A 22,249-nucleotide genomic window follows, 5' to 3' on the forward strand; every position below is an offset into this window, starting at 1 on the left:
TATGGCACCATACACTTAGTCGCCCCGCCACCGTCGTGAGACATCATCCATTAAGGAATCGTGCATGTCTGCAAACTCTCTGCTCACACAAATGCCGCTAACGCCGGGCTTTATGGTGGTGCATGCCAATCGCCTGGAAGACTTGCGCGGCTTGGCAGTGGAGTGGATGCGACGACACCCGCTCTCGCCGCTGGAGAACGAGACCATTCTGGTGCAGAGCAATGGCATTGGGCAGTGGCTAAAGCTCGCTCTAGCTGAAGACCCGGCCCAAGGCGGTGCAGGCATAGCGGCGGCATTGAACGTCACACTGCCCGCGCGTTTTCTGTGGCAGGCTTACCGCACGGTGTTGACCCAGTTAACAAAAGACGGCTTTACCCACGACGACCAGGCGGTGCCCGAAACCTCGCCGTTTGATAAGTCGCGGTTGATATGGCGCCTTCTACGCCTGCTGCCCAGCCTTGCCGAGCAGGAAGCTTTTGCGCCGCTGGCGCGCTTTTTAGAAGTGGATCGCGACCAGCGCAAACACTACCAACTGGCCGAGCGGCTGGCGGATCTGTTCGATCAGTATCAGGTGTATCGTGCAGACTGGCTGGACGCCTGGGCAAAAGGCAACGACGTACTGATCACCGCCCGAGGCGAAGCCCGCCCGCTGGAAGAACACCAGCTATGGCAGCCAGAGCTGTGGCGCGCACTGCGCGACGATGTGGCTAACAATCTAGGCGAGGCGGGCCTTAACAGCAGCCGCGCCCAGGTGCATAGCCGTTTTCTGGAAGCCGCCGTTCAGCTTGAAGGCCAAGCGTGCCCACCCGGTCTGCCCCGGCGATTGATTATTTTCGGCATCTCATCGCTGCCGCAACAGACATTAGAAGCCCTGGCGGCACTGTCCCGCTGCTGCCAAATCGTGCTCTGTGTGCATAACCCCTGCCAGTACTATTGGGCGGATATTATCGAGCACAAAGACCTGCTGCGCGCCAGCCGCTACCGTCAGCGGCGCAAGGCCGGCATGCCTGATGCGTTAGACGTGCTGGGCACCGGCGATGCCAGTGATGCCCTGCACCTCCACGCCCAGCCGCTGCTGGCGGCCTGGGGCAAGCAGGGACGCGACTACCTGCGCCTGCTCGATGAGCACGACGACGCGGGCAACTACCAAACCCTGTTTGAACAACAGGCGCTGCGCATTGATATGTTCGAACCGTTTAGCGGCGATGAGCGTAACTGCCTACTCAGCCAGTTGCAGGACGATATCCGCGAACTGCGCCCGGTGGCGGAAACCCAAACCCACTGGCCCCCGCTAGACCCGGCCAGCGACGACTCCATCGTGTTTCATATCGCCCACGGCCCCCAGCGGGAAGTGGAGATTCTTCACGACCAACTGCTCGCGGCCTTCAGCGCCGACCCGGATCTGCGCCCGAGGGATATTATCGTCATGGTGCCGGATATTGACCGCTACGCGCCGCATATTGAAGCCGTATTCGGCCAGTACCGTTCCGCTTTCGGTAGCTATCACTCGAAACCCGACGACCCGCGCTATATCCCCTACACGCTTTCGGATCAAGCTAGCCGCCACCGATTGCCGATGATGATTGCGCTAGAAAAACTGCTTCGCTTGCCGGAGCTGCGCCTTTCGGTAAGCGACCTGCTGGATCTGCTGGAAGTCCCCGCGCTGCGCGCCCGCTTTGGCATCGATGAACACGACCTGCCCACCCTCAGCCGTTGGATAGAGGGCGCAGGCATCCGCTGGGGGCTCAATGCCGAGCAGCGAACCCGATTGGATCTTCCCGAAGGCCTGACCCAAAACACCTGGGCGTTTGGCCTGCGCCGCCTGCTGCTGGGGTATACGGTAGGGAGTGCCGAGGCGTGGCAAGGGATTGAACCGTTTGACGATATCGGCGGGCTGGAAGCCTCACTGGCAGGCCCGCTGGCAAATCTGCTGGAGAAACTGGAAACCACTTGGGAAACCTTCTGCCAGCCCACCGACGCCGCCACCTGGGTGGCCCGGCTACGTGAACTGCTGGAGACCTACTTCCTGACCGATGACGCCCAGGAAAGCGTGATGCTCACCAAGCTGGAGACAGCGCTACAGCAGCTGTTGGACAGCACCGAAGAGGCTGAGCTTTTTGATTCCCTGCCGCTCTCCATGGTGCGCGAACACTGGCTGGGGCAAATCGACGAACATAGCCTCTCCCAACGCTTTCTGGCCGGGGCAGTCAACTTCGCCACCTTAATGCCCATGCGCGCGATTCCGTTTAAGCGTGTGTGTTTACTGGGCATGAACGATGGCGAGTACCCGCGCTCCCAGCCGCCGCTGGATTTCGATTTGATGGGCAGCGACTACCGCCCCGGCGACCGCTCGCGGCGTGAAGACGACCGCTACCTGTTTCTAGAAGCACTGCTCTCCGCCCGCCAACAGCTCTACATCAGTTGGGTGGGCCGCAGCCAGATCGACAACAACCCCATGCCGCCTTCAGTGCTGGTCGGCCAGCTTCGCGACCACCTGGAAACGGGCTGGCATACGCAGAACGGCGAGCCGGTGCTGGAAGCATTAACCACCGAGCACCCGCTGCAGCCGTTTAGCCGTCGCTACTTCTCTTCCCAGGCCAGCGACTCCCCCGCCCAGGCGCGGTTATTTACATACGCCCACGAGTGGCACGCCCTGCACGCACCGCGAAGCGAAAGACAATCAGGAGAGAAACCAGCGGCGCTTAAACCGGACAGCGAACAGCAAGGCACGTTAACCCTGAACCAGCTAGGCAGCTTTCTGCGCGAACCCGCCAAGGCGTTTTTCAACACCCGCCTGGGTGTCTATTTTGAGCAGGAGGAGCTTACCCAGCTAGACGTTGAACCCTTCACCCTGGACGGGCTACAAAACTGGCAGTTGCAGGATCAGTTAATCGCCGCCCAGCGCCATGCCGTGGATAACGGCCAGCCGCGCATAGAAGCACTGCACGCAGAACTAGAACGCTTTAAAGGCCAGGGCGTTTTGGCGGTAGGTGCCTTTGGTGAACGGATGCGCGAAGCGCTGGCGGAACCGATGGACGCCCTTTTTGACGCCTACGAAGAAGCACTGCAAGAGTGGCCTCAAGTAGTCGCAGCCCCCCAGGCGGTGCATGTTGATGGAGTTGAAAGAGCTGAAGGAAAGGTAACGCTGGAAGACTGGCTGGGCGAGCTACGCCAGGATGACGCAGGTAACCGCTGCCGCCTGCTACTGCTCAGCAGCAGCCTAGTCAGCCAGGGGCGCGGCCGTGGCCAGTACCGTTGGCAGCACCTACTACGCCCCTGGGTAGCGCACCTGGCGGGCAACATTGAGCGCCCGATGACCACCCAGCTACTCTCCAAAGCGGGCCATGTGCGCCTGGAGCCTCTAGAGGCCGAGAATGCCCGCTTCCAGCTAGAAGCCCTGCTCAGCGCTTGGTGCGATGGCATGAAGGCGCCGCTACCGCTGGCCCCCCAGGCCGCTTTCGCCTGGCTGGCCAAGCAGGGAACGCCGGATTCAGAAACCGACAGTGATGCTTATGCCGCTGCCGAAAGCGCCTATGAAGGCGGCCGTTATCAAACCGGCGAAGTCGCCCAAAGCACCTACCTCTCCCACCAATGGCCGAGCTTTGGAAAACTGTTCACCGAGCGTACCGAACACGGGCATACCTTCGCCTCATTGACCGAAGCGCTCTACGCACCGCTGCACAGTTCGGTGAAAGGTTAATGCTCAATATAATGTGCTAAGTGTTCTTCTGGCTAAGCGACAAAATCCGCTTCGCCAGGGCGATCATCTCCGGGTCGCCGGTGTTCTTTTCCGCCACATCGGAAAGCTTGATCACCGGCAGCCAGCCCTGCCCTTCCGGGCGAGCCTCGACCATCTTCACCACCATGTTCATCGGCTCAACGCCCACATCGTTGGTAAAGTTGGTGCCGATACCGAACGCCATGCCGATACGATCCTGGCAAAAGGCCTGGATGCGTTCAACACGTTCCGGCGTCAGCGCATCGGAGAAGATAATCGTCTTGCTCAGCGGATTGATGCCCAGGCGCTCATAGTGGGCGATGGTCTGGGAGGCAAATTCGAAAGGGTCGCCGCTATCGTGGCGAACGCCATCAAAAAGCTTGGCGAACTTCTTATCGAAGCTGTCGTAAAAGGCCCGCGAAGTAAAGGTATCCGTCAAGGCGATACCCAGATCACCGCGGTACACATCCACCCAATGCTCCAGAGCGAGACTATTGGCCATTTTGAAACCAAAGCGGGCACCGTGGAACATAAACCACTCATGGGCATGGGTGCCGATCGGCTTAACCCCGTGGCGCATGGCCAGCAGCACATTGCTGGTGCCGCTGAACGCCTCACCGCCATAGTGGCCAAGTGCGCCCACCACGCGGTCATGAACGTCAAACGAGAAGCGACGCCGGGTACCAAACTCGGCAATTTTCAGCCCTAAACGGCGGTAGAGTTCGATCTTCTCCTGGGCGCGCTGTTCAATCAACGCATCGGCCTCTGGCGTGATCGTTACGCCGCGCACGCGATACCAAAGCTCGCTGATCAACGCCATCAGCGGCACTTCCCAAAGAATGGTGCGATACCAGGGCCCTTCGATAATCACCGAAAGGTCGCTCCCCTGTTGCTCGATAATCACCTCGCTAGGGTTATAGTGAAACCCGGCGAGGAAGTCGAGGTAGGTAGGGTCGAGATAAGGGCAGGTGATTTCGAGATAGCGCTTCTCTTCATCGCGCAGGCGAAGTTCTACCATCTGATCGACTTCGCGGCGCAGCGCGGCACCGAAGCCATCAGGAAAATTGTGCTCGCCACGATTGATAAAAGCGTAGCGCGCATGGGCATAAGGAAAGCGTTTGATCACGGCGTTCTGCATCGTGATCTTGTAGAAGTCATTATCCAGCAGCGATGTCAGCATGAGATCCCATCGTTAGAGTGAACCGAAGCCGCCGGTAGCGTAAACTCATTGCACCAAGAGTGGCTCGGCGACAAGATTATCAGGTGGCGGGGCTGTCATACAGTTTAGGAGCTGTCTTCATGCGTATTACCCAAACACATCGCGCAATCATTCTCTCTGGCGTGAGCGAGTATATTGGTGATTCGGTGGAAACTCATGTGTTTGGCTCAAGGCTAGATGATTCCAAGCGAGGCGGCGGCGCTGATCTACTGTTGATCTCCCAGACAGCGATACCGCCGCAGCCTCGCGCTGAACTCAAACAAGTACTCGAAGAATACCTCAAAATGCCGGTGGAAATTGTCACCTATGTATCGACTGAAAAGCCAAGCCCCACCCAAGCGAGAGTCTTAGCCGAAGCGCGCCCGATTGGTTAGAAGGATACGTCATGAGCCAGCCCGCCCCACTCGATCCATTGAGTCTCCCGCTCCACGGCAGTCGCTTGATAGAGGCCAGCGCTGGCACCGGCAAAACCTTCACCATCGCGCTGCTTTACGTGCGCCTGGTACTCGGCGGCCACAGTACGGAAGACGACACGGCCTTTGTTCGCCCGCTCACGCCTCCGGAAACCTTGGTCGTTACCTTCACCAACGCCGCCACTCAAGAGCTACGTGAACGGATCCGCAACCGCTTGGTAGAAGCAGCAGAAGTATTTCGCGCTGAAGACATAGACGGAGGGGCTGATTCACTGCTCCTTCAACTCCGCGACCAATACGACCCCGTCACCTGGCCCGCCTGCTCGCGGCGCCTGGCCCTGGCCGCCGAGTGGATGGACGAAGCTGCGGTTTCCACCATCCATAGCTGGTGCTACCGCATGCTGCGCGAACACGCCTTCGATAGTGGCAGCCTGTTCTCGCTCAATTTAGAGAACGACCAGCGCGAGCTGGAACAGGAAGTGGTGCGCGACTACTGGCGCAGCTTCTACTACCCACTGGACAGCGACGCCCTCGGCATTGTCACCCGCTACTGGCAATCACCGGACGACCTGCACGCCCCGCTGCTACGGCTACTACCCGAAAGCGAAGCGCTGGGCGGCGAAAAGCCCGCACCCCGCGAAACCCTGGCCGCCACCCAGGCCGAACGCAATGCCCAGCTCCGCGAACTCAAAGCCCCCTGGCCCGCCTGGCTGGACGAACTGGTGCCCGCCCTAGAAGAGGCCGCTAAAAGCAAAGCCTTCAAAGGCCAAAGCTTCAACGCCAAAAGCCGCGCCAACTGGCTAGGCGCGCTGCGGGAATGGAGCGAAAGCGACGCCGACCGCCCCGCGCTCACCGACGCCGCCTGGAAACGCATGACGCCGGACGGCATGGCGGATATCTGGAAAGAGGGCGCGCCGCCCTGCCCGCAAGTATGGCAAGCACTGGCGCAGCTACCGCAAGCGTTGGGCGCCCTGCCCGAGCCGCGCAACGACCTGCTGATTCACGCCGTGCAGTGGTGCCGCGCCCGCCTTGAGCGCGAGCAGGAACGCCGCGCCGAGATGGGCCCCAACGACCTGCTCACACATCTGGATCGCGCCCTGCGGGGCCCCAACAAAGAAGCATTGGCAGCACAGATCCAGCGCCAGTTCCCCGTGGCACTGATCGACGAGTTCCAAGACACCGATCCGATCCAGTACCGCATTTTTAACGCCGTGTACGATGTCGCCACGCCCCAACGCGACAGCGCCATTCTGCTGATCGGCGACCCCAAGCAGGCCATCTACGCCTTTCGCGGTGCGGATATCTTCACATACCTGCAGGCCCGCCACGACACCGATGGCCGCCATGTCACCCTAGGCACCAACTTTCGCTCCAGCAAAGCGATGGTAGATGCGGTCAACCACTGCTTTAGCTATGCCGATAAACACGACGCGGGTGCCTTTTTATTCCGCGCTGACGGTGGCGACAACCCGCTGCCGTTTAACCCCGTTAAGGCCAAAGGCACCAAGGACACCCTGATACTCAACGGACAACCGCTACCCGCGATGACCCTGTGGGAGCTTCCAAGCGACGAACCGCTCTCCAAAACCGCCTACCAAACCGAAATGGCCGAGCGCTGCGCCTCGCATATGGCCGCGCTATTGGAAGCAGGCCGCAAGCAACAGGCAGGCTTTGCACCCGTGGTTGAACCTGGGGACGATAACGGAGAGCAATCACTCACTCCGCTGGCTCCCTCGGACATGGCGGTGCTGGTCAACGGCCTTCAGGAAGCCCGGGCGATTCGCCTGGCGCTGGCCAGCCGGGGCATTAAGAGCGTGTACCTTTCCGATCACGACAAGGTGTTTAGCTCCCCCATCGCCCCGCAGCTGGCCATTTGGCTGCGCGCCTGCGCCGAGCCCCAGGCCAACTCCCGCCAAGCGGAAGCCAAACTGCGCGCCGCCCTGGCCACGCCGGTGATCGGGCTAAGCCTTGAAGAGCTCGACCACCTCAACCAGAGCGAGCTGGCCTGGGAAGCGCGGGTCGAGCAGTTCAGCGACTACCACCGCCTGTGGCAGCGCCAAGGCGTGCTGCCGCTGGTGCGCCGCTTGATGGTCGATTTTGATATCGCCGCCCGGCTACTGGGCGAATTCGCCGAGGGTGAGCGTTTGCTAACCGACCTGCTCCACCTGGGCGAAATGCTCCAGCATGCCAGCCAAGAGCTGGATGGCGAACACGCTCTGATTCGCTTTCTGGCCGAGGCAATTGCCGACCCGGATAGCCACGGCGACAGCCACAAGCTGCGCCTGGAGAGCGACGCCGATCTGGTCAAGGTCGTCACCATCCACAAATCCAAGGGGCTGGAGTACCCGCTGGTGTTCCTGCCGTTTATCGCCAACCACCGCCCGGTCAGCGACAGCGACCTGCCGCTGCGCTGGCACGACAGCCAAGGCAAGCTGCAACTCAGCCTAAGCGCCGATGAAGCCACGCTGGCTACCGCCGACCGCGAACGCCTTGGCGAAGACTTGCGCAAGCTTTATGTGGCGCTCACCCGCGCCCGCCACGCCACCTGGCTGGGGCTGGCCCCGCTAAAAGGCAGCGAGAACAGCGCCATCGGCCACCTGATCAACGGCGGCAAGGCCATCGCCCCCAGCGGGTTTAGCCAAGCGCTAGGCGAACTGGTGGAAGGCAGCGATATCGCGCTAAGCACCGCCCCGGAACCTACCGCACTGCGTTTTACCCCCGCGCCGGAACAGCAGGCATTGGGCCACGCCCGCACCCCGCTGCGCCCCGCCCGGGAACAGTGGTGGATCGCCAGCTACTCGGCGCTGCGAACCTCGGGGGCTGTCTCAAGTGCTATCTCAAGGGCTATCTCAGGAACGATACCGACGGCGCAGCCAACGCCCACGCCAGAACCCACCACGCCCCAGGAAGCCACCACCCTGGAAGTGCTGGACGAGCCCCACGACAACGCCATCAACACCGAAGCGTTTCACCTGCACCGCTTTCCGCGTGGCCCCGGCCCCGGCACCTTTCTGCACGGGCTGTTAGAGTGGGCAGGCCAGCTAGGCTTTAACAAAGCGCTGGAAGACCCCGCCGCACGGGAAGATATGCTGCGACGGCGCGTGCAGCTTCGCGGCTGGCAGGCATGGCACGACACTCTGGCAGGCTGGTTTGAAGAACTGCTCAATGTTCCTCTTCCCCTGCCTTCGTCAAAGCCACTTTCACAACCTGGCGAAAGCGGCCAAGTGGCGCTAAGCGAACTAGGCAGCTACCAAGTAGAGCTGGAGTTCTGGTTTGCCGCCCATCAGGTGGGAACCCGCAAACTCGACGAACTAGTAAGTGACCACTTACTGCCCGGGGTATCGCGCCCAGCGTTGGATGCCGACACGCTCAACGGTATGCTCAAAGGCTTTATCGATCTGGCCTTTGAGCATGAAGGCCGCTTCTACGTGCTCGACTGGAAATCCAACTACCTAGGCAGCGACGACAGCGCCTACACCGTTGATGCCCTGCGCAACGCCATGCTCGAAAAGCGCTACGATCTGCAAGCGGCGCTCTACCTGCTCGCGCTGCATCGGCTGCTCAAAGCGCGCCTGCCCGACTACGACCCGCACCAGCATTTAGGCGGTTCGATGACGGTATTCCTGCGCGGCAGCCGCACCACCGCCCGCGGAGTACACGCCGTGCCTGCGCCGGTCGCGCTGATTGAAGCGCTGGACGCGCTCTTTGCAGGCACGGCAGCAGATGCAGAAGCAGCCCATCAGGAGGTGGTGGTATGAGGAAACAGTTATGAGTAAGCGAGACACGTCTTCCATGAACGAGTCCATGAACTTGGATCTGTTCGCCGAAGACGCACCGCCCGCTGCACCTGATTCAACCGCACCGGCAACACCACCGACAGAATCAGCCGCCAGCCCCACCCAGCCACACCCTGCGCTAAACGACACCGCCGCGCTGCTACAACTGTGTGAGCGCTGGGTTTCCCGTGGCTGGCTGCGGGATTTAGACCTGGCCTTGGTGCGCTTTTTCGAGCGCGAAAGCCAACACGCCCCGCCGCTGCTACTGCTGGGTGCAGCGCTGGCTAGCCACCAGCTTGGCCGTGGCCATGTCTGCCTGGATTTAGCCGCCACCCTAGAAGCGCCGGATTTTGCCCTATCGCTACCGCCCGAAGGCGACGACCTCAACGACCCGCCGCCGCTGCCCAGCCATGTGCTGGCCACGCTAACGCTGAGTGAGTGGCAGACCGCGCTTCACCACCCCACGCTGATCAGCGACGGCCACGGCAATACGCCGCTGGTGGTGAGCCACAGCGGCAACACCAGCAAACTCTACCTACGCCGCTACTGGCAGTTTGAGCAAACCCTACACCAGGAAATCGCCAACCGCCTCACCACGAAGGATGGCAATGGCCCTTGTAGGAGCCAGACTTGTCGGGCGATGGGTGACGATAGTCACCCTGGAATACTCTCCCAAGCCCTAAACATCCTCTTCCAACCCACCACTACCGTAGATTGGCAAAAAAACGCCTGCGCCCTAGCCGCCCGCAGCCCCTTCGCAATCATCACCGGCGGCCCCGGCACCGGCAAAACCACCACCGTGGTGCGCCTGCTGTCCCTGCTGCAAACCCTGCAGCTAGCAGAACCCAACGTACACCCGCTTCGCATTCGCCTAGCCGCCCCCACCGGCAAAGCCGCCGCACGGCTAAATGAATCCATCGCCGGTCAGGTCAATGACCTGCCCATCAGCGAGTTATCATCGTTATTAGCCGAGTACTCTGCCGCTTCCTCATCAAGCGCAATGGATATTCCTACGGAAGTGACCACGCTTCACAGGCTGTTGGGTGCCCGCGCCGACACCCGACACTTCCGCCACAACGCCGCCAACCCACTGGCGCTGGATGTGCTAGTGGTGGACGAAGCCTCAATGGTGGATATCGAAATGATGACGGCGCTACTCAGCGCCCTACCCGCCAACGCCAAGCTGGTGCTGCTGGGGGATAAAGACCAGCTGGCCTCGGTAGAAGCAGGCGCCGTGCTGGGCGACCTGTGCCGCCGCGCCGACGCCGCCCACTACACACCCACCACGGCAAAGTGGCTGACTGAAATCAACGGCCACCCGCTGCCGGAAACATTAATCGACCCCAACGGCCAGCCGCTGGATCAAGCCATTACCATGCTGCGGGTAAGCCACCGTTTTAATGCCCAAAGCGGCATCGGCCAGCTCGCCCAGGCGATTAACCAGCCGCTAAGCGATGAACTAAGTGAACGGGAGAAGCACCAAGTGGTGCATAGCGTACTGAATAACGGCTATGCCGACCTGCACCACTTGGTATTAAAACCAGACGCACAAAACGAAGACAGCGTCCTGGAGCGCCTGGTAATCACCGGCAGTCCGGAGCGTTTTCCTAACGCAGGCGAAGGCCGCACCAACCACAAGGGCGAGCCAATAGCACCGCCCACCGGCTACCGTTACTACCTAAATACCTTAGCGAGTGAACGGCCCAATACGGCTCTGGCGTTTGAAGAGAACAGCAAAGTTTACGATGCCTGGGCCAAACAAGTACTAACCGCCTACAGCCGCTTTCAGCTGCTATGCGCACTGCGCAAAGGCCCGTGGGGAGTAGAAGGCTTAAACCTGCGCATCGCCAAAACATTGCGACGCGAAATGCTACTGTTCGGCAACGACCACACATTAGAAAAAGGCTGGTTCGAAGGCCGCCCGGTACTTGTCACCCAAAACGATTACGGCCTGAAACTAATGAACGGCGATATCGGCATCACAATGGCGGTGCCTGATCCGCGCACGCCTGGAAGGTCTCTTTTGCGCGTCGCTTTCCCAACCAGTGATGCAGAAAAGCCCATTCATTGGGTGCTGCCTTCACGCCTGCACGCGGTGGAAACCGTGTTCGCCATGACGGTACACAAATCCCAAGGCTCAGAATTTCAGCACACCGCCCTGCTGTTACCCCAAACGCCCAATCCCATCCTCACCCGCGAGCTGGTCTACACCGGCATCACCCGCGCCCGCGATTGGCTCACGCTGATCGAAGCTAAGCGCGGGATATTGAATGATGCAGTGACTAGGGAGGTTATTAGGGTTAGTGGGTTGGGGAGCTTGTAATCAAAACCGACATTACCGTTGGTGATGTCGGTTTTCGGCCGAGGCTGTGTGAAAACCTAAAAATCAGTTGGCGATGACAGTGTCCAGTCGTCTTGGCACAGCTATCGGCCAGCAATACGTTTCAGAACGCCTTTATTTATTATTTCCGCATCTCTAGCTGTTTGAGATGATCGTCGCTAAGAAACACCCGCTAAAGAGCGTTATCGGTTTTTACAAGCTTGGCAGCACCAGGTTTAAGCCCTTACCCACGCATTGCCTGGACTAACCCCTGGGTGCCAAAGATATTTAGTACGCGTTTCATGTTGTAAGCAAGCACATGGAGGCTCATTTCCGTGCTGACGTTCTTAAGCCCCTTGGTCAGGAAGTGCGTCGCTCCCATCCACGCTTTCAACGTCCCAAAGGGGTGTTCGACCGTCTGACGACGGAGACGCATCATTTGTGGCGCCTGATCCAGCCTAAATTTCACCGCCTCCAGTACCTCTTCGTGTTCCCACCGTTTGATACGCCGATAGATACCTGTGGTGCATTGCGGCTTCATAAAACAACTCGGACAGGCCGAACTCCAATAGCAATGAAGCGTCTGGCCCTTTTCAACATTTTTAAAGCGCCAAGTCAGACGTTCTCTCGCCGGACAGCGATATTCATTACGCTCAGGCACATAGCGGAAAGCTTCTCTGGGAAACATACCTTTAGCCTGGCTAGGCGAGGTTTTGGGCTTGGGAAGATACGTCGTGATACCGGCCTTGTGACACGCAAGTATCTCCTCACCCGTAAAGTAACCGCGATCAGCTACGACGTGGAGATCACTGACAGCACTAGCATCGCGTACTTGATTGGCCATCCGGTAAAGCTGACGCCGGTCACTGCCGACATTGGTAACCTCATGGGCGACAATCAGATGATGCTGGCTATCGACAGCCGTCTGTACGTTGTAGCCTACGATTCCTGTTCCTCGCGCGGTCATGGAACGAGCGTCAGGGTCTGTCAAAGAGACTTGCTGGTCAGGGGACTCAGTTCTTTGAATTTCAATGGATTGTAGTTGCTGAACTTCTTCTGTTAAGGAAGCGATCTTTTCCTTCAAACCTGTTGTCTGCATTTCTGTGATAGCGGCAGAGCCTTGATCCATGGCGTCGAGCTGACGTAAGTAACGTTCAATACTTTTATCGATTTCTTCTGCCCGCCGCTTCATCTTAGCCAAGGTGAAGTTACGGTCTCGATTGTTAACTGCCTTAAATTTGCTGCCATCAATCGCCATTACCGAATGTGAAAAGAGCCCTAGGCGTCGACATATCATGACAAAGTCGCGGCAAGTAGCTTGAATCGCTTTGCCGTTGTTTTTGCGGAAATCTGCGATCGTTTTGAAATCCGGCGCTAGGCGTTCCGTTAGCCACATGAGTTCAACATTACGCTGTGCCTCACGTTCCAGTCGGCGGCTAGACTGGATGCGATTGAGGTAACCGTAGAGATAGATTTTCAAAAGAACGGCAGGATGGTATGCGGGCCGACCCGTCGCATGAGGGTCAACGCCATTAAAGCCCAGCTGTTTGAGGTCAAGGGCGTCAACAAAAGCCTCAATGGCCCGAACCGGATTATCTTCAGAGACAAAATCATCCAGAAGCTCAGGAAACAAGGTAGCTTGGGATCGGGATTCACCTGCGACGAACCGTTTCATCGGTACCTCCCACGTTCTGTCATGGGACAAGTATAGCGACAGCTACGTTTTCACACAGCCTCGGCCAGGAGCGGACGTTGAGTGGGAAGTGTCGGCTCTAAAGCTGCCACCTGAGGTCTAAAAAAACTTAAGGGCTTTCTTCTCTCAAGCGAAACGTAAGGTAACGCGCCGATTGTGGCGGCCTTTCTTCTCGATCTTGGCACAGATGACCTTACCCACTTCATTAGTGTTGAGCACATGTGTTCCGCCGCATGGCTGAGTATCGAGGCCGGAAATATCAACAACGCGCACCATACCGAGCATTGCAGGAGAAGACACGGCCGAGGTAGGCGTGATTTCAGAAACATTATTGTATTTATCGGTTGGATACATGTGGGTGGTAATCGGTAGTGCGGCACCTACTAACTCGTTAAGTCGGTGGTTGATGTGCTCTTTATCAAAAGAAGATTCTGGTAGATCGAAATCAAGCCTTCCCTTGTCCGTAGCGATGCTACATCCAGTCACAGGTGCATCAACAATGGAGCACAGTAAGTGCAAGCAGGTATGCATGCGCATATGTTGGTAGCGGTGCTTCCAATCGAGACACCCTTGCAGCTTCATTCCAATGTTGATTGCCGAACTCCCGTCCTCTAATTGATGCCAAATAATTGAGGGTATAAGCGAGTCGCGCTGAGTCCCTACTACTGCAACCTCACAGCCTTCTGGTAAAAGAAAACAACCTTTATCTCCGGGCTGCCCACCCCCTGTCGGATAAAACAGAGTTTGATCCAAAGCGACACCTAACTCACTAACAGCTAATACATGGGCGGTGAATTGTTGCTGATATGGTTCCTCGTAAAATAGGGGCCGGGTAGGTATGGCCATTGCTAGCATAGAATCATCCTCCTACACTTTGGATATGATGCTGTAATACGGACTGGACTAGATTGCTCAGCCCAGGAGGATTCACCAAAACGACATCTCGAGACGGGCCAACTACTCTAAGGTTCAGCGGATAGGAAGGCTCAGGTGCTTCGCCGTCAATGTTGCGCAGCCGATATTGACGATGGTGTTGTTCTTGAACCGTGCACTCAAGCGTCAAGCTACCCAAGCACCTCTGATCGGCGTCCAGCACGAAGACCTTCTCTTTATCTGAAAACTCGCCCACTATGTGCAAGCGCTCGCCAAGCGAAAAGGCCCCTACAAACTCGTAGCCAATCGACAGATTCTCCCGCTGCAGCTGCAGTTGATTTACAATGCTCACGTAAGTGTTATCCGGCACATCGCGGGTAATGACACTAGATGGGCTGATGAAAACATTGTCACCAATACGTACCGGGCCAAGAATGCGTGCCCCCGCCCCGACCTCTACGCGATTACCCAGACTGGGGTGACGTTTCCCACCGTGATTATCGGCTATACCGGAAGCTCCCAACGTGATTCCCCCTAGCAGATAACAATCATTACCAATTTCACAGGTTTCGCCTATGACTGTGCCAAACCCATGGTCTAGCACGAAGCTCCTACCAATAGACGCTGCCGGATGAATTTCCGCGCCAGATTGCAGCTTTCCGACACTTGCGAGCCTGTGCGCAATAGTTTCCCGCCCTACCATGTCATAGGCTCCCCATACTTGATGCGCTACGCGATAAAACAATACCGCCTTGAACGAGGCATAGGCAGCAAGGATCAAATCCGCCCGTCCTTTCGAGGCTGGGTCGCGTGAGGCATATGCATGAAGATCTTCGGCCGCCTGCTGCAGAGCAGTATTCAAGAGCCCGCTCGGGCAGGACTCAAGCAAAGTCATATCATCTGGATTGAGTGCAGCCATTATATGTTCCAGCAGCTGTTCATATAGCAGCATCGTGAATGTCGTTTCCCGCATACTGTGTACCCTCCATACGTAGTTTCGAAGTACTCATTCAAAATTCGGTAGGTAACCGTCGACTCCGTCGTATATAAGCGTAAGTATCCGCGCACCCTTGGGAAACTCCCGAGATAGTTCAGCGATGGCAACTAAATTTGCCGCAGAAGACAAACCTAGACTTATGCCCTCGCAGCGCATGGTCTGACGTAAACGCTCTAAGCAAGCTTGTTTAGAGACCTTTAGCATCCTGTCTAGCACCCCAAGGTTTAGGATGCTGGGAACCAGGCCGATAGACAGGCCCTGAATATCATGGGGAGCATGGCGGTCGGTTAGTAGATCGCACTGCTCAGGTTCCACGCCGAAGACCCGTAACGTTGGCCAGCACGACTTGAGAGTTTCCCCCAGGCCGGTGATATGTCCACCGGTGCCTATTCCTGCTACCAAGCAGTCGAGAGGAATATCTGTGAAATCGCGTATAACCTCCCGGGCAGTCGTGCATCGATGTATATCTGGATTAGCAGGGTTGCGCTGCTGGTTGAGCATTACGAACATCGGGTTTTCTAGTTGCAATTCCATTGCCTTTTCACCATGAGAGTTATTGCCACGCCGACTGTCAGAGAGCACCACTTCAGCACCGTAGAGCCGCAGCAACTTTTGTTTTTCCAAGCTATAGTTGTCTGGAATTACTAACACAACGCGGTAGCCGAGAATGTTTCCAGCAATTGCCAAGCCAATGCCGGTGTTTCCTCCGCTCGGCTCAATGATCGTCTGACCGCTACCTGGCGAAAGAACCCCGCGAGTCTCAGCGTCACGAATCATAGCTAAGGCGATGCGCGTCTTATGGCTACCTCCAGGGTTAAGCGACTCTAGCTTCGCATACACTTCGAGCCCAGTTTCGGCGCTGAAGGCTGCGAGCCTTATCACCGGCGTCTCACCGATTAGCTCTAGTAGAGATTCGTAGATCATCAGACCTCACCTCAGTAGAGCGGCATGTCGTGATCGATATCACGTGCCCACGCCTTCATGCCACCATGTAGCACTTGGATATTTGAGAACCCGGCCTCCAACAGTTGTCGGGCTGCCCGTTCGGCGCGTGGCCCTCCGTAGCAGATTAGGCATAGGTGACGATCACGATCCACTTCACTTAGGTGTTCGGCCAGTTCGCCTAGTGGGATGTTTGAAGCGCCTGAGAGACGGCAAACTTCCAGCTCGTTTGGCTCGCGCACGTCGAGTAACTGAATGTCCTCGCCGACGGCAAAGTAGTGTTGCAGCTCCTGCGGGCTGATGAAAAGTTCCGCCGGTAGCCTTTCCTGAGGAGCTGCATCGGAGGCGCAGGCTATATGTGCCTCGACCTGCAGCTCGCGGCTAATGCGGGCGGGTGAGCAGGTTGGGCAATCAAGACGACGCTTAAAGCGAACTTCAGTGAACTTCATAGCAAGGGCGTCGAAGCGCATCAGACGGCCAACGAGAGATTCTCCAATATTAAGGATCAGCTTAATCACTTCTGTAGCCTGGATTAGACCAACCACACCGGGTAACACACCAATCACGCCGCCAGCATTACAGTTAGGCGCTAGTTCGGCTGGTGGGCTCTTCGGATAAAGGCAGCGATAACAGGGGCCATTCTGATGGTTAAAGAGGCTCATCTGACCATCGAAGCGATGCAAAGCGCCATACACTAGCGGGCGTCCCAAGAGTACGCAGGCGTCGTTGAGCAGATACCGAGTAGCAAAATTATCGGTACCGTCGACCACTAGGTCGTAATCACCCACCAGCCCTAGCACGTTGTCAGGAGTCAGAGCGAAATCGTGGGCGTCGATACGGATACCCGGGTTTAGATCCCCTAGGCGCCGTCGCGCTGATTCAACCTTGGCCATGCCAAGAGTAGCGGTACCGTGTACTACCTGCCGCTGCAAATTGCTGCTTTCAACCCGGTCAAAATCCACTAGACCGAGAGTTCCGACACCAGCGGCCGCTAGGTAAAGGCTGACCGGCGAGCCTAAGCCACCGGTACCGATGATCAATACCCGCGCATTCTTCAAGCGCAGCTGCCCCTCTCGTCCGACGTCGGGCAGTGTAATGTGACGAACATAGCGGCGCACTTCGTCGTTGCTCAGCTCGTCGAAGTCCAACCCACCGGAGGTCGCGAGCATGATATCAAGCTCGGTGCCAGGCAACAGTTGGCTATCAGCGTCCACCAGTTCACCACCGGCGGTGAGCAAAAAATGTTCCTTGAACTGATCATTACTGTAGAACAGGTGGTCACGCAGTGCTGGATATTTCTGGCAGACATTATGGACAAGCTCACGCACCGTGCCACCTTCGCCTTCCAATCGAGCGGAGGGCAACTTTGCAATACGAGTCAACACTTCCGGAAAGATCACGACATTCATAATCAAGCTCCTATTAATGATCCTCACAAAGCGCCGGGAAATCCCGACTACAAACAAAGCTTTCGCCATCCCACTCGAACAGCTTCGCACCAACCACTTCCCCAGATCGGACGTCAACTACCAAGTAAGAAACGGGATAGATGGGTTGGCCACCAAATAGCGCTTTATCCTCATCCTCTCGGCTGAAATAAGCGCCTACATCCGGATGCGAGTGATAAATAACGCTTACCGGGTTGTCGCTTTGTAGGCTCCGATTCAACAGCACGGTGTCGGCCACGGCGAAGGTATAGCCGTTGGCTGCACTGCGCCGGTAGATATCAGGGCTGCTTTTGTGGAGCTGGTTCTGGATATTTCTGCCGCAGTGCACTCGTGCATCGACGAAAACAAAACCGCAGCACTCCTCAGGATAGGCATTAGCGGCATGGCGATAGATAGCCAGCAATGCTTGGGGATTAAAAACATCCTTGGCCGTCATGGAGCAGACCTCTTCGCTAAGAACTTTTCCAACGGCACTTTGGTGAGGGCGAACCCAGCTAAAAGAAGGGCGGAGTAAAAGGCGAGATCCTGTGAGATCGGTTGCCCTTCATACCAAGAACCGATGATCACGGCGAATACCGGAAATATGATAAATACAAAGGAAAGGATCACTGGGCTAAGACGCTTTAACAGGAAGAAATAAACGATAAACCCGCCTACTGAGGCGAATAGACCGAGGTAAATCAACGCCCACCAGGAACTCGCGCTGAAACTAGCGAAGTCGGGCCGCTCAACGCCCAGCCCTACCAGGAACAGCATCAAGCCGGCGAGGCCGATCGGAATAGTGTTGTATGTGATGACGCTGATTTCGGTGCCTTTCTGCTTAGTAATCACATAGCACAATGCATGCATCACAGCCGCGGCCAGAATCGCAAGGACGCCAACAAACTCAGACTGTTCGAAGTTGAGGCCCTGGCTGCGCAGGATCATAAACAAACTGCCGAAGCCGATGGCGATTCCCATCACTTGGGTAAGATAGATACGCTCGCGCAGAAAAACGGAAGAAAAAATAACAATGAATACTGGCATACAGCTAAATAGCAGCGCAGTAAGGCCGGATGAAACGTGGGTCTCCCCGTAATTGAGCAGGTAGTACGGCAAGCTGAAATAGCTGAGGGTGACAAAGACAAAGAAGCCACCTCTCCCGCGGGGAAATAATATCGAATCGCCTCGAATCAGTGCGAAACAAAGGAATAAGGGGAAAGCGATCAAGAACCTCAAACCAGAAGCTGTTAGCGGCGGTATTGATTCCACTGCAATTTTGATTCCCAGCCAGGTCGTGCCCCAGCTAATACAAACGATCAAAAAAAGCAGACTGGTGATGAAGCCCCCCAACCATTTCTGCCAGCTTTTGCGAGCATTTTCGGCCACTGCAGTAATTGACATGACGGCAATCCCTCTACCTGCTAAATTAAACCCATTAACTGGGGTAAAAACCATAATTGACACCCTAAAACTAGACTATTAGGACTTAAAATGGCTGTCAAAACAATTATTGACACGGTTTCAATTCTGAAAGACGCGCTAAGTTCCGGACAAGGAGCTAAGTACAAGCGGCTCGCTGGAGCGATGGAGGTAAGAATTCTAGAAGGAAGCATTGAGGCAGGGTCAAAACTACCGCCTCATCGCCATCTGGCGGACAGGCTCGGAGTGACAATTGGTACGGTAAGTCGCGCATATTCCGAATTAGAACGCATGGGGCTAGTCATGGCGCGAGTGGGTGACGGCACCTTCGTACGCCAATGCGGCCTAGAGCATAAACGCGACGATGACTTCAGCAATTTCATCGATGAGGTGCCTGATCAGTACGACATGAGTCGCAACATGCACATCCCTGGGGCTGAGACTTCCCTACTTGCCCAAAGCCTTATGGAACTTGCCAAGGATAACCAGGCTCTTCAAGAGCTAACGCTTTACAACCCAGACGCGGGACTACCAAGGTACCGCCAGGCTGGCGCAACCTGGCTTGCCCACGGAAATTTCCGCCCTCAGGCTGAACAAGTGCTATGCACTAACGGTGGCCAGCATGGGCTACTATGCACCCTCATGGCCGTGTTGCGTGCGGGGGACACAATTGTCACTGAACAACTCACCTACCCCGGCCTGATTACCGCTGCACGTATGCTGGGTATCAAGCTGCTCGGCGCAGAAATGGATGAAGAAGGTATTACCCCAGCGTCTATCGATGAACTCTGTCAGCACAACCGTGTCTCGGCTATTTATTGCACACCCACCCTACAAAATCCGACCACTTGCGTCCTTTCTTCGCCACGCCGAGAAGCGATCGTCGAGATCTGTCGTAAACACAATCTGTTAATAATTGAAGATGAGGCACACGCCATTCTTGTAGAAGATCGTGCCCCGCCACTTAGTTTTTTCGCGCCAGAGCGCAGCATCCTGATTAGCAGCCTGAGCAAAGCCGTTGCAGCGGGCCTGCGGGTGGGATTTCTACACGCACCAACGACGCTACTTAGTCGGATCACCGCAGCCCTGCGTGCCTCCTGCTGGATGGCGACTCCCCTAGCGATGGAGCTAGCGACCCATTGGATCGAGGAGGGTACTGCGGAGAAGTTGCTACGTGATCAGATCGCAGAGATCATTCGGCGCAAAGCGCTAGTGCAAGGCCTGCTGGACGGATTTACCTATCGTACCCACCCACAGAGTCCCCATTTCTGGATTGAGGTGCCTGAACCCTGGCGAGCCTCTGATATTGAAACCGACCTGAAGTTGAAGAACTATCTGATTACAACAGCAGAGGCCTTCGCTGTTGGCCGGGCAGCGGTACCGCAGTTTATCCGCGCAAGCGTCACTAACGCTTCACACGATGATCAGTTGCTTCGGATGGGCTTCCAGACAATCGCGAATACCCTGCGTCAGGGCAGCACCCAGTTCGAAGGAGAATTGATCTTACCCAGCAACAGTGGACACTGGTTTAAGCGATCATTCGAGATTCAAAGACCTCAGGACTGATCATTCCTATAGCACTATGCCGCCGGTGCTTATTGTAGTCGAGTTCGATGTATTCAAACACCTGACGCCTTATATCGCTTCGCGTTTTAAATTGCTCTCCATGAATCGCTTCAACCTTCAGGCTGTGGAAGAAGCTTTCGGCACAGGCATTACCATAACAGTTGCCTTTAGCGCTCATACTGCACTTAAGCTCATGTCGCCTAAGCAGCGATTGGTAAAGCGTGGAACAGTACTGACTGCCTCGATCCGAGTGGACTATGACGCCTTTGGGCATTTTACGTCTCCATAGCGCCATTTGTAGCGCGTCACAGACAAGATCAGCCGTCATGCGCTCACTCATTGCCCAACCGACCACTTTACGAGAGTAAAGATCAATGAGGACTGCTAGGTAAAGCCAACCCTCGCCCGTCGCCAAATAAGTGATATCGCCCACCCACTTTTGATTGGGAGCTGAGGCCGTGAAGTTTTGCTCTAGTAGATTCGCTGCCACCGGCAGCGAATGCCGAGAGTTCGTGGTGGCCTTGAACTTGCGAGCGGCTTTAGCGCGCAAGCCTTGACGCTGTAAGCTGGCAGCTACCGTCTTACGGTTGATCGGCATCCCATCATCTTGCAGGTCTAGGGTTAATCTCGGGGCGCCTGAGCGGCCCTTACGCTGGTGAAAAGCCTCAGCCACACGCTGATCGAGAATGGCTTGCTCGCTGCGTTTTGGGGACGGTACTCCTTCGCGCTGCCGCCAAGCGTAGTAGCCGCTTCGAGCGACCCCAACAACACGGCACATACGTTGAACACTGAAAGCCTGACGATGGCGATGAATAAAGGCGTACTTCACTTCAGGCTCTTCGCAAAGTACACCGCGGCCTTTTTTGTGATGGCCAGCTCTTCATTTGCCTCAGCTAATTGGCGCTTCAAGCGGACGTTTTCTTCTGCTAGCGACCGCTCTCGTTCAGAGGTGTCTTGCTGAAGCTGGGCTTTAGAGCGCCATTGATAGAGCTGACTGGCGTGTATTCCCAATTCACGAGCCGCTGCTGCAACGCCAATGCGATCAGCGAGTGCTAACGCTTCTTGACGGTAGGCATCTGAGTAACGGGTATAGGATTTTTTCTTCATCGATGTCGTCGATCTTGCCATGGTTCACCTCATCGTAGCGTATTACATTCTTGAGGTGTCCACTGTTACTGGGCAGGATCAGCCGCCTTCGAACCAGAAACCTGGACACCCGCTCTGGCAAGCTTCGCTGAAACGTTGCGTGACTCGGTGGTGGTGGATGAGCCTCAGCTTACTGTGTCTTGAACTAGGTACCGACACTCCGCTATAGCGTTGCCCTATTCGCTTTTCAGTCGGTTCATAGATGCATGTAGGACGGCGAGAACGTCAACTTGATCTGGTTTGATGTAGTAGATAATGCGGTAAGCGCCACACAGGACTTACCTTATTTGAGCGATGTCGTACTCGGGCACTTTGCGCCCTGAAGCGGGGAAATCACCAATCTGTTGTGACCTCCGGGTGATTTTTATCAACGGAGCTCAACGCATAAGCTTCTGAATCCTGCGCGATATAGGCATAAATCGCGTCCAAATGAGCTTCTGCTGCTGTCCAGAACACATTCATTCAGGTAGGCCGTATTTCTTGCGAATATCCCCCACATTTGTAACGTTACCCGCTTGGCTATCCGCCATGCCCTTCTCGATGGACTCCCGGATATAGATCTCATGCATAAGGTCTTCCCAGGTGGCATTCGCAGGAAGTTGTTCAATTAGCTTGTGTGCGTCGTCTTTGCTCATCGCAGCTGACATGGTGACTACCTTTTTAGGTACGTAGAAAATGCTTTTAGAGGATACCTTGGGCTACCGAAAGTGTTGCGGTTTATGCCATTTTCTGCAAAT

The 22,249-nt window shown here is 56.3% G+C and carries 15 protein-coding genes; 5 read left to right on the forward strand and 10 right to left on the reverse strand.

Annotated features, from left to right (window positions below; genetic code table 11):
- The first annotated feature begins 64 nt into the window (after nt 1-64).
- The gene (recC, locus tag KUC_RS11585; RefSeq protein ID WP_040480743.1) at nt 65-3,700 is read left to right on the forward strand and encodes an exodeoxyribonuclease V subunit gamma; all 3,636 of its coding nucleotides are present in this window, start codon (nt 65-67) and stop codon (nt 3,698-3,700) included.
- A gap of 16 nt (nt 3,701-3,716) precedes the next feature.
- On the opposite strand, the gene pncB is transcribed toward recC, so the two are convergent.
- Complete coding sequence (pncB, locus tag KUC_RS11590) at nt 3,717-4,898, reverse strand: nicotinate phosphoribosyltransferase (protein ID WP_007113385.1); 1,182 nt, start codon at nt 4,896-4,898, stop codon at nt 3,717-3,719.
- Between the two features lie 119 nt (nt 4,899-5,017).
- Here pncB and KUC_RS11595 point away from each other — a divergent pair, with 119 nt between their 5' ends.
- The 3 genes from KUC_RS11595 to recD are packed head-to-tail and all read left to right on the forward strand — an operon-like array spanning nt 5,018 to nt 11,449.
- Entirely contained in the window at nt 5,018-5,311 is a 294-nt protein-coding gene (locus tag KUC_RS11595) for a nucleotidyltransferase domain-containing protein (RefSeq protein WP_007113386.1), read from the forward strand.
- Between the two features lie 11 nt (nt 5,312-5,322).
- Nucleotides 5,323-9,108 carry an exodeoxyribonuclease V subunit beta gene (gene recB / locus KUC_RS11600; RefSeq protein WP_040480746.1) on the forward strand — a complete coding sequence of 1,262 codons (3,786 nt, stop codon included), beginning with the start codon at nt 5,323-5,325 and terminating at the stop codon, nt 9,106-9,108.
- Between the two features lie 46 nt (nt 9,109-9,154).
- A complete protein-coding gene (gene recD, locus KUC_RS11605) occupies nt 9,155-11,449 on the forward strand; it encodes an exodeoxyribonuclease V subunit alpha (protein WP_007113388.1) in 2,295 nt (764 codons plus the stop codon).
- Between the two features lie 241 nt (nt 11,450-11,690).
- On the opposite strand, the gene KUC_RS11610 is transcribed toward recD, so the two are convergent.
- From KUC_RS11610 to KUC_RS11640, 7 genes are all read right to left on the reverse strand, one after another.
- Nucleotides 11,691-13,121, reverse strand: a complete 1,431-nt coding sequence (locus KUC_RS11610; protein ID WP_007113389.1) for an IS1182 family transposase — start codon at nt 13,119-13,121, stop codon at nt 11,691-11,693.
- A 144-nt stretch (nt 13,122-13,265) separates the two neighbouring features.
- Entirely contained in the window at nt 13,266-13,994 is a 729-nt protein-coding gene (locus KUC_RS11615) for an alanyl-tRNA editing protein (protein WP_040480748.1), read from the reverse strand.
- A gap of 4 nt (nt 13,995-13,998) precedes the next feature.
- The gene (locus KUC_RS11620; RefSeq protein ID WP_007113391.1) at nt 13,999-14,985 is read right to left on the reverse strand and encodes a serine O-acetyltransferase; all 987 of its coding nucleotides are present in this window, start codon (nt 14,983-14,985) and stop codon (nt 13,999-14,001) included.
- Between the two features lie 33 nt (nt 14,986-15,018).
- Nucleotides 15,019-15,933, reverse strand: a complete 915-nt coding sequence (locus KUC_RS11625; RefSeq protein ID WP_007113392.1) for a PLP-dependent cysteine synthase family protein — start codon at nt 15,931-15,933, stop codon at nt 15,019-15,021.
- 11 nt (nt 15,934-15,944) lie between these two features.
- The gene (gene moeB / locus KUC_RS11630; RefSeq protein ID WP_007113393.1) at nt 15,945-17,360 is read right to left on the reverse strand and encodes a molybdopterin-synthase adenylyltransferase MoeB; all 1,416 of its coding nucleotides are present in this window, start codon (nt 17,358-17,360) and stop codon (nt 15,945-15,947) included.
- Between the two features lie 13 nt (nt 17,361-17,373).
- Entirely contained in the window at nt 17,374-17,835 is a 462-nt protein-coding gene (locus KUC_RS19815; RefSeq protein ID WP_007113394.1) for a M67 family metallopeptidase, read from the reverse strand.
- Nucleotides 17,832-18,782 carry a DMT family transporter gene (locus KUC_RS11640; protein ID WP_040481030.1) on the reverse strand — a complete coding sequence of 317 codons (951 nt, stop codon included), beginning with the start codon at nt 18,780-18,782 and terminating at the stop codon, nt 17,832-17,834. The genes KUC_RS19815 and KUC_RS11640 overlap by 4 nt, the downstream gene beginning before the upstream one ends.
- Nucleotides 18,783-18,872: 90 nt before the next feature.
- Between KUC_RS11640 and KUC_RS11645 the strand changes: the two genes are divergently transcribed.
- Complete coding sequence (locus KUC_RS11645) at nt 18,873-20,366, forward strand: aminotransferase-like domain-containing protein (RefSeq protein WP_007113396.1); 1,494 nt, start codon at nt 18,873-18,875, stop codon at nt 20,364-20,366.
- On the opposite strand, the gene KUC_RS11650 is transcribed toward KUC_RS11645, so the two are convergent.
- Together KUC_RS11650 and KUC_RS11660 are read right to left on the reverse strand one after the other, a co-directional pair.
- Nucleotides 20,329-21,494 (reverse strand): IS3 family transposase gene (locus tag KUC_RS11650; RefSeq protein ID WP_085940832.1). Its coding sequence is split into 2 segments (ribosomal slippage): nt 20,329-21,233 and nt 21,233-21,494, totalling 1,167 coding nucleotides; the frame shifts between segments, so codons are not numbered across the junction. The two genes, KUC_RS11645 and KUC_RS11650, sit on opposite strands and share 38 nt — an antisense overlap.
- Nucleotides 21,495-21,970: 476 nt before the next feature.
- The gene (locus tag KUC_RS11660) at nt 21,971-22,159 is read right to left on the reverse strand and encodes a hypothetical protein (protein ID WP_040480751.1); all 189 of its coding nucleotides are present in this window, start codon (nt 22,157-22,159) and stop codon (nt 21,971-21,973) included.
- Nucleotides 22,160-22,249 lie beyond the last annotated feature (90 nt).

The sequence above is a fragment of the Vreelandella boliviensis LC1 genome (assembly GCF_000236035.1).
Classification (GTDB): Bacteria; Pseudomonadota; Gammaproteobacteria; order Pseudomonadales; family Halomonadaceae; genus Vreelandella; species Vreelandella boliviensis.

Bases quoted from the DNA above. Each gene is read 5' to 3' on its own strand.
- KUC_RS11640 (WP_040481030.1), bottom strand. From the start codon at position 18,782: ATGTCAATTACTGCAGTGGCCGAAAATGCTCGCAAAAGCTGGCAGAAA.
- KUC_RS11595 (WP_007113386.1), top strand. From the start codon at position 5,018: ATGCGTATTACCCAAACACATCGCGCAATCATTCTCTCTGGCGTGAGC.
- recD (WP_007113388.1), top strand. From the start codon at position 9,155: ATGAACTTGGATCTGTTCGCCGAAGACGCACCGCCCGCTGCACCTGAT.
- moeB (WP_007113393.1), bottom strand. From the start codon at position 17,360: ATGAATGTCGTGATCTTTCCGGAAGTGTTGACTCGTATTGCAAAGTTG.
- KUC_RS11645 (WP_007113396.1), top strand. From the start codon at position 18,873: ATGGCTGTCAAAACAATTATTGACACGGTTTCAATTCTGAAAGACGCG.
- KUC_RS11660 (WP_040480751.1), bottom strand. From the start codon at position 22,159: ATGTCAGCTGCGATGAGCAAAGACGACGCACACAAGCTAATTGAACAA.
- KUC_RS19815 (WP_007113394.1), bottom strand. From the start codon at position 17,835: ATGACGGCCAAGGATGTTTTTAATCCCCAAGCATTGCTGGCTATCTAT.
- KUC_RS11625 (WP_007113392.1), bottom strand. From the start codon at position 15,933: ATGATCTACGAATCTCTACTAGAGCTAATCGGTGAGACGCCGGTGATA.
- recB (WP_040480746.1), top strand. From the start codon at position 5,323: ATGAGCCAGCCCGCCCCACTCGATCCATTGAGTCTCCCGCTCCACGGC.
- pncB (WP_007113385.1), bottom strand. From the start codon at position 4,898: ATGCTGACATCGCTGCTGGATAATGACTTCTACAAGATCACGATGCAG.
- KUC_RS11610 (WP_007113389.1), bottom strand. From the start codon at position 13,121: ATGAAACGGTTCGTCGCAGGTGAATCCCGATCCCAAGCTACCTTGTTT.
- recC (WP_040480743.1), top strand. From the start codon at position 65: ATGTCTGCAAACTCTCTGCTCACACAAATGCCGCTAACGCCGGGCTTT.
- KUC_RS11620 (WP_007113391.1), bottom strand. From the start codon at position 14,985: ATGCGGGAAACGACATTCACGATGCTGCTATATGAACAGCTGCTGGAA.
- KUC_RS11615 (WP_040480748.1), bottom strand. From the start codon at position 13,994: ATGCTAGCAATGGCCATACCTACCCGGCCCCTATTTTACGAGGAACCA.